The sequence below is a fragment of the Thermosulfurimonas sp. genome (assembly GCF_015491435.1).
Lineage (GTDB): Bacteria > Desulfobacterota > Thermodesulfobacteria > Thermodesulfobacteriales > Thermodesulfobacteriaceae > Thermosulfurimonas_A.
The window spans coordinates 1-7,379 of the sequence record NZ_WFVX01000140.1 but is presented as its reverse complement, the minus strand read 5'-3'; the positions used below and the strand labels follow the sequence as shown (position 1 = coordinate 7,379).

Sequence of the window (7,379 nt, the reverse complement as noted above, 5' to 3'; positions counted from 1 at the left end):
GGCCAGGGTGCGGGGGATGGGGGTGGCGGTCATAACCAGGGTGTCCGGGGAGACTCCCCGGGCCTTTTCCCGGAGGGCCGCCCGCTGGAGCACCCCGAAACGGTGCTGTTCATCGATGATCACCAGGCCCAGACGCTCGAATTCCACGTCCTCCTGAAAGAGGGCGTGGGTTCCGATTACCAGATGGATGCGTCCGGCAGCCAGGGCCTGTTTGATTTCCCTCTTGCGAGCAGGGGGTAGCCCGCCGGTAAGAAGGGCTGCCTCCACCCCGGCCAGTCCGCAAAGCTCCCGGAATCCGGTGTAGTGCTGTTCGGCCAGGATCTCGGTGGGGGCCATGAAGGCCACCTGGTAGCCGTTGTCTATGGCGATGAGGGCGGCCAGCAAGGCCACCACCGTTTTTCCGCACCCCACGTCTCCCTGAAGCAGCCGGTTCATGGGGACCGGACGGGCCATGTCTCTCTGGATCTCCCGGAAGGCGCGTTCCTGGGCCCGGGTGAGCCGGAAGGGAAGCCGGTGCAGGAATTCCCGGGCCAGGGGGGAATCCACGCGGAAGGCGATTCCCGGGGAATGTTTGACCCGTGTGCGCCGCAGCCCCAGAGCCAGTTCCAGGAAGAAGAATTCGTCAAAGGCCAGGCTCTTGTGATATACACTGCGTTCGCTGTTCAGGGCCGAAAGATCGGCCTCGTCCGGCGGAAAGTGCAGGGCTCGCACCGCCTCGGAAAGCGGCAGGAGCCTTCTCCGGCGCAGAAGGTCGTGGGGAATGTAACTTACCAGTTTGTGGACATGTCCCTCCACGGCTTCCCGAATGATGCGCCGCAGGACCTTGGGGGAAAGCCCTTCGATGGAGGGGTAGGCCGGGAGGATGCGCCCCACGTGGAGTTCAAGCCCCGGTGCCTCCGGGTCTTCTATTTCGGGATGGATGATCTCGAACCGCCCACCGAAGCGGGAAACCTCGCCGGAGACGATGATCTCTCGGCCCGGACGCAGGGTCTCGCGGAGGAGGTTTTCCCGAAAGTGGAACCACTTGAGGGCCACCACCCCGGTGCCATCCGAGAGCAGGGCCTCATAGACCCGCCGACGCTTGAACTGCACCGGGCCGGAGAGGACCACCTCTCCCCGGACCACGGCCCTCTCCCCGGGGCGTAATTCCCGCACCGGTGTGAAACGGCGACGATCCTCGTAACTCTTGGGCAGAAAGTAGAGCAGGTCCTCCACGGTGTGGATACCCCGGGTGGCCAGGCGAGCGGCGATCTTGGGCCCCACCCCCTTAAGGAACTGTACCGGGGTGCGCAGTTCCTCCCGGAAACGCCGGTAGGTTTCCGGGTCGGGATAGGGCGGAAAGGGGAGTTCCTCCCGGCCCGGGCTTTCGGGCTCTTCGGTAAGGCGGAGGAGCCTTTGGATGCGTTCCTTTTTGTCCTCCAGGGCCAGGGTGTCAAGCCCGGTGATATATTCCTCCAGCCGGTTCTTTACCTCGGAGGAGAGATCCTCCGGAGCTTCGGAAAGGAGCCGACGCAGGGTGGCTTCCAGGTCCTTTACCCGGGGAAGGGGGGCGAAATTTTTACGGGCACAGAAAAGGAGGGGCCGCCGGAAGCGTTCCCACCATCGTTCAAGCTCCGGACGCATTGTATCTCATTTTACCGGGGCCTTTTCCGATTGTCAGACCCGAATTCGGCCTTATTTTCCCTGTTAGGTAAAACAGGAGGTAGGGATGAGCGAGGTAAAACAGGAACTTCCGGCCCGACCGGATGAGATAAAGGACGTTCCCGTGATCCCGGGGGATGCGGTAGTTTTTCCGCACATGATCGTCCCCTTTGTTCTCACCGAACCCGCGCTGGTCCAGGCGGTGGAGGAGGCCCTTTCCCGGGATCGGCTGGTGGCGGTGGTGGCGGTGAAGGATCCCGGGGCCGAAAAGAAGGAGATCTATCGTTACGGCACCCTGTGTATCATCCTCCGGGCCAGTCGCGTGGAACTGGATCGGATTCGCATCGTGGTGCAGGGCTTGACCCGGATCCGCATCCTCTCCCTTCTTCAGGAGACGCCCTTTCTCCTGGCCCGGGTGCAGCAACTTTCCGAGACCTTTGTCCCCGACCGGGAGTCCGAGGCCCTGGCGGTAAATATCCGGCAGATGTTCAGTCGGGTGGTGGAACTTTCCCCTCATCTGCCGGGGGAATTGCGGGGTCTGGTGGAAAATCTCGAGGATCCGGGGATGCTGGCCGATCTTTCCATCGCCCATCTTAATCTCCCCCAGGCCGAGAAACAGGCGGTGCTGGAGACCCTGGACGTAAAGGAAAGGCTTTCGCGGGTGGTTAGGTTGCTGGCCGAGCAGCTGGAGATTCTGGAGCTGGGGCAGCGTATCCAGGCCGAGGTCCGCGACCGGATGGAAAAGGCCCAGAAGGAATACTTCCTGCGCGAGCAGCTCAAGGTCATCCGCAAGGAGCTGGGGGAGAGCGAGGGGATCGAGGCCGAGGTGGAGGAATTGCGGGAGCGCCTGGAAAAGAAGGCCCTGCCGGAGATGGTGCGTCGGGAGGCGGAACGGGAACTCCAGAAGCTTTCCCGCACCCATCCGGCTTCGGCGGAATATACGGTAATTCGCAATTATCTGGACTGGATCCTGGAACTCCCCTGGCTGGAATCCACCCACGATCACCTGGATCTTAAGGAAGCCGAACGGATCCTGGACGAGGATCACTATGACCTCGAGAAGGTCAAGAAACGCATCCTGGAATATCTGGCGGTGCGCAAGCTCAATCCGGAGATGAAAGGTCCCATTCTCTGTTTTCTTGGTCCTCCCGGGGTGGGAAAGACCAGTCTGGGGCGCTCCATCGCCCGGGCCCTGGGGCGCCGGTTCTGGCGTATTTCCCTGGGCGGAGTGCGGGATGAGGCCGAGATCCGCGGGCACCGGCGTACCTACGTGGGGGCCATGCCCGGGCGCATTATCCAGGCCCTGCGCCGGGTGGGGGTAAATAATCCCGTCCTCATGCTGGACGAGATCGATAAACTGGGCACCGATTTCCGCGGAGATCCCGCCGCGGCCCTGCTAGAGGTGCTGGACCCGGAACAGAACAGGGAGTTCTCCGATCATTATCTGGAGCTACCTTTTGATCTTTCCCGGGTCATCTTCATTGCCACGGCTAATATGCTGGATACCATCCCGGCCCCACTGCTGGATCGCATGGAGGTTATCGAGATCCCGGGGTACACCGAGGAGGAAAAGCTTCACATCGCCCGTCGGTATCTCATTCCCCGGCAGCTCAGGGAACACGGTCTTAAGGCCTCCTGGCTTCGCTTTTCCGATTCCGCCCTGCGCCGGATCATTACCCATTACACCCGCGAGGCCGGGGTGCGACAGCTGGAAAGGGAGATCGCGGCGGTGTGTAGGGCCGTGGCCCGCCGGGTGGCTGAGGGGGAGGTGGAAAGGGAGAGGATCTCCCTCAAGAACCTGGAGGAATACCTGGGGCCTCCCAAGTATCTTCCCGAGACCCGCTACCGGGTCCGGGTGCCCGGGGTGGCCATCGGTCTGGCCTGGACCCCGGTGGGAGGAGAGGTCCTCTTCGTGGAGGCCGCACGGATGCGGGGAAAGGGGCGTCTCACCCTCACCGGCCAGCTCGGAGAGGTCATGCGGGAGAGCGCCGAGGCCGCCTTCACCTATGTGCGTTCCCGGGCCGAGGATCTGGGTATTGAACCCGAAATCTTCGAAAAATCCGACTTCCACGTCCATGTCCCCTCGGGAGCCATTCCCAAGGACGGCCCCAGTGCGGGTATCACCATCCTCACCGCTCTGGTGAGCCTCCTTACCGGTCGCACCGTGCGTCCGGAGGTGGCCATGACCGGAGAGATCACCCTGCGTGGTCTCATCCTCCCGGTGGGAGGGATCAAGGAGAAAGTGCTGGCTGCCAAACGCTACGGGGTGAAGGAGGTCATCCTTCCCCAGCATAACGAGAAGGACCTGAGGGAGATCCCGGAGGAGGTGCGAAGGGCCCTCAAGTTCCATCTGGTATCCCGGGTGGAGGAGGTCTTTCCCCTGGTCTTTGCCGAGTGGCGGGGCCGGCGTTCCCGGAAAAGGGCCGTTTCTTAGGATAGGGCCGGGGGAAAGAGCCGGAGTGAACGCAGGATCTTTAGGGCCTCGAGGGCCCCGCGGAGGTTCCCGTGTTTACGGGCCCCGCGCAGGAAGATTTCTCCCTTTCTGCGGGCCTCGACCAGGGCCAGAATTCGCATTTCCGGGGTGAGCACGGGATGGTGCAGGATCTTGGCCAGGGCCTTGAGACGCCAGAGATCCAGACCGGGAAGCCGCGAAAGCTGATCCGGATGGCCTCCCCTTTTTACGACCAGGGGAAAAGGCAGAAGATGCACCGGATAGCGGGCCGCCAGCCGAAGCCAGAGCTCATAGTCCTCGCACACCGGAAATTCCTCGTCAAAGAGCCCGATCTCCTCCAGGACCCACCGCCGGATCATCACCCCCGAGGGCGAGATCAGACAGAGTTTGATCGCCCGGTGGAAGAAGAAACCGTGCGGTTTCCGGTGTTTTCCCCGGGGGCTTATCCGGCGGCCCTCCTTGATCCAGATTTCCTCCGGCTGGACCGCCACCGCCTCGGGATGCTCCCGCAGATAGGCCACCTGAAGGGCCACCTTGGAGGGAAGCCATAGATCGTCGCTGTCCAGGAAGGCCAGCAACTCTCCGCGGGAGATCCTTATCCCCCGGTTGCGGGCCGCAGCCGGGCCACCCCTTCTCCCCATCCGGTGGTAGATCACCGGATAACGGCCGACCACATAAGGGGTAGCGTCGGTGGAGGCGTCATCCACCACGATGATCTCCAGAGGGCGATAGGTCTGAGCCAGAACCGATGCCAGGGCTTCCTTCAGGAAATAGGCCCGATTACGGACGGGAATGATCACCGAGACCAGCATCTCTTTTACTCTACCTCTTGCTTGGCGAGGGTGAAGCCTTAACTTTTTAACCGAAAGATATCCGGAGAAAAAAATCAAAAAAGGGAGTTAAAATCCTGAAAAGGGGGTGATAGTATGCCTATTAATTGGACCTGGGATCCTTTTGAGGAATTCGAGCGTATTCGTGCGGAGCTGGATCGGCTGCTGGAATGGGCGAGTCCGGTAAGGAGTATTCGCGGGGAGGAGATCTATCCGCGCATCAATGTGGGGGAGAGTGCCGAGGAGGTGCTGGTGTACATCTTCGCTCCGGGAGTGGATCCGGGGAAGGTGGAGCTTTCGCTGGAGGGCAACGTGCTTTCGGTGTCCGGGGAGAGGGATAGCGAGGCCGAGCTGGGGGTAAAGGAGGTGCGTCCGGAGCGGTTTCTCCGGCAGGAGCGGTTCTCGGGCAAGTTCTCCCGGGTGTTGACCCTTCCCGAATCGGTGGATCCCGAGAAGGTGGAGGCGGAATACCGGAACGGGATTATCCTGGTGAGAATCGGGAAAAAGGCGGAGCGTCGCGCCCGTAAGATCGAGGTCAAGGCCTCCTAAGGGAAATAAAAATCTTTGAAAGGAGGTGATAAGCCATGGCGGAAAGGCAGGAACTTGCTCCGCGGCAGGAGGGTCGTCCGGAGAGGACCCCGCGGCGAAGGGCCATGTCCCCTCCGGTGGATGTCTATGAGACCGATGAGGGGTTGATCCTTCTGGCGGATATGCCCGGGGTAACCCCGGAGAGCCTGGAGGTGAAGGTGGAGGACAATGTGCTCCACCTGCGGGGAGAGATCGCGGAGGCTCCGGGTGAGGAGGTGCGTCCGGAATACGTGGAGGTGCGGGGTCGAGAGTACTATCGGGCCTTCACCCTGGGGCCGGAGTTCGATCAGGAAAAGATCGAAGCCACCCTCAAACACGGCGTTCTCAGGCTCTTCATCCCCAAGGTGGAGTCCGAGCGGCCTCGCCGCATCGAGATCAAGACGGTCCAGTAAGGGGAAAGGGGAGGGGGCTATCCCCTCCCCTCCCGCAGGCGTTCCAGATCCTCGGGAGTGTCCACCTCCGGACAGGCATAAGGGGTGATGGTAACGGCAATAGGGTAGCCGTTTTCAAGGGCCCTCAGTTGTTCCAGTTTTTCGGCCTGTTCCAGTTCTCCCGGCGGCAGGGTGACGAAAAGATCCAGGAATTCCTTGCGATAGGCATAGAGACCGATGTGTCGCAGGTACTGCGGGGATTTTCCCGGCGGACGAAAATAGGGAATGGGAGAACGGGAGAAATAGAGGGCCCTTCCCTGGCGATCCAGCACCACCTTTACCCGGTTGGGGTCTTCTATCTCCTCGGGATTTTCCATGGGGATGGCCAGGGTGGCCATGGGGATTTCTCCGGAAAGAAGGAGAGGCCTTACCAGATCCTCCAGGGCCTCCGGGGCGAGGAGGGGTTGGTCCCCCTGGATATTGACCACGATATCTCCGTCGGCCAGTCCCAGGATCCCGGCGGCCTCGGCGATGCGTTCCGTACCGCAGGTGTGTTCCGGGGAGGTCATGAGGGCCTCCCCGCCGAAGTCTCTGACCGTGCGCAAGATCCGTTCGTCGTCGGTGGCCACCACCACCTTTTCCAGAATCTCGCTGCTTCGGGCCCGTTCATAGACATGCTGGATCAGGGGTTTCCCCCAGAGATCGGCCAGGGGTTTTCCGGGAAAACGGGTGGAACCGTATCGGGCCGGGATGATCCCCACGATGCGCATGGGCCTCCTCCTTGACGGCTTTTGCCGAAGATGATTTACTCAAGTTTAAACCAAACTCCGGAGAAGGAAAAATGAAAATAAACCGTATTTTGTCGGTTCTCCTGCTTATTTTCCTCTGGGCGGCTTCAGTTCGGGCTGGGGTCCCCAAAAAGATCGCCATCCTTCCCTTCAGGGTTCACGCCGCTCAGGACCTTTCCTACGTGCAGGAAGGGATTCAGGACATGCTGGTTACCCGGCTTTTTGCCCCGGGTCAGGTGGAGACGGTAGATCCCGAGGTGGTGAAAAAGGCCCTGTCCCAGGTAAAAGGCCCCCTCACCCGCGAGAAGGCCCGGGCCCTGGGGCAGAAGCTGGGGGTGGATTATGTACTCTTCGGGAGTGTGAGTGTCTTCGGGAATACGGTGAGTGTGGATGCGGAGCTGGTTCCGGTCAACGGTTCGCGTCCTCCGGTGGCCCTTTACACCCAGGTAAAGGGTCTGGGGCAGGTGATTCCGGCTCTGGCCTCTTTTGCGGAGCGTTCGCGGAAATATATCCTGGGCGAGGCCGTTCCTTCCGGGCCGGTAACGGTGGCTTCCTCTCCCCCCAAGGCTCCGGCTCCGATCACCGCTCCGCCTCCCAAGGCGCCGGCGGTGCCTCCTTCCCGGATGCATCCGGAAAAACTGGTAGAGGCGGCTCCTCCCCCTCCCCCCTCCCGGCAAGTGCAGGTCCAATCTCGGGCCTCGGGTATGCC

The 7,379-nt window shown here is 61.5% G+C and carries 6 protein-coding genes and 1 pseudogene; 4 read left to right on the top strand and 3 right to left on the bottom strand.

All coding sequences use genetic code 11. From position 1 onward, the window contains the following. Positions 1-1,623, bottom strand: a 1,623-nt coding sequence (locus F8J34_RS06395) for an ATP-dependent DNA helicase RecG (RefSeq protein ID WP_297057300.1), incomplete at its 3' end; no start/stop codon positions are given. A gap of 85 nt (positions 1,624-1,708) precedes the next feature. On the opposite strand from F8J34_RS06395, the gene lon reads away from it, so the two are divergent. Further along, positions 1,709-4,075 (top strand): endopeptidase La, encoded by a 2,367-nt coding sequence (gene lon, locus F8J34_RS06390; protein ID WP_297057299.1) that lies wholly within the window; start codon positions 1,709-1,711, stop codon positions 4,073-4,075. Here the strand turns inward: lon and F8J34_RS06385 are convergent. Next, positions 4,072-4,905, bottom strand: coding sequence for a glycosyltransferase (locus F8J34_RS06385; RefSeq protein ID WP_297057297.1), 834 nt, complete (start codon positions 4,903-4,905; stop codon positions 4,072-4,074). The two genes, lon and F8J34_RS06385, sit on opposite strands and share 4 nt — an antisense overlap. A 114-nt stretch (positions 4,906-5,019) precedes the next feature. On the opposite strand from F8J34_RS06385, the gene F8J34_RS06380 reads away from it, so the two are divergent. Beyond that, positions 5,020-5,472 (top strand): Hsp20/alpha crystallin family protein, encoded by a 453-nt coding sequence (locus F8J34_RS06380; RefSeq protein WP_297057295.1) that lies wholly within the window; start codon positions 5,020-5,022, stop codon positions 5,470-5,472. Between the two features lie 35 nt (positions 5,473-5,507). Next, entirely contained in the window at positions 5,508-5,903 is a 396-nt protein-coding gene (locus F8J34_RS06375; protein WP_297057292.1) for an Hsp20/alpha crystallin family protein, read from the top strand. A 17-nt stretch (positions 5,904-5,920) separates the two neighbouring features. Here F8J34_RS06375 and kdsB read toward each other — a convergent pair whose 3' ends face one another. Then, positions 5,921-6,652, bottom strand: a complete 732-nt coding sequence (gene kdsB, locus F8J34_RS06370) for a 3-deoxy-manno-octulosonate cytidylyltransferase (protein WP_297057290.1) — start codon at positions 6,650-6,652, stop codon at positions 5,921-5,923. 71 nt (positions 6,653-6,723) lie between these two features. Between kdsB and F8J34_RS06365 the strand changes: the two are divergent. Beyond that, positions 6,724-7,379 (top strand): annotated as a pseudogene (locus tag F8J34_RS06365) (hypothetical protein); the annotation flags it as partial.

Excerpts from the sequence above, each read along its gene's own strand:
- F8J34_RS06375 (WP_297057292.1), top strand. The coding sequence starts at position 5,508 with ATGGCGGAAAGGCAGGAACTTGCTCCGCGGCAGGAGGGTCGTCCGGAG.
- F8J34_RS06385 (WP_297057297.1), bottom strand. The coding sequence starts at position 4,905 with ATGCTGGTCTCGGTGATCATTCCCGTCCGTAATCGGGCCTATTTCCTG.
- lon (WP_297057299.1), top strand. The coding sequence starts at position 1,709 with ATGAGCGAGGTAAAACAGGAACTTCCGGCCCGACCGGATGAGATAAAG.
- kdsB (WP_297057290.1), bottom strand. The coding sequence starts at position 6,652 with ATGCGCATCGTGGGGATCATCCCGGCCCGATACGGTTCCACCCGTTTT.
- F8J34_RS06380 (WP_297057295.1), top strand. The coding sequence starts at position 5,020 with ATGCCTATTAATTGGACCTGGGATCCTTTTGAGGAATTCGAGCGTATT.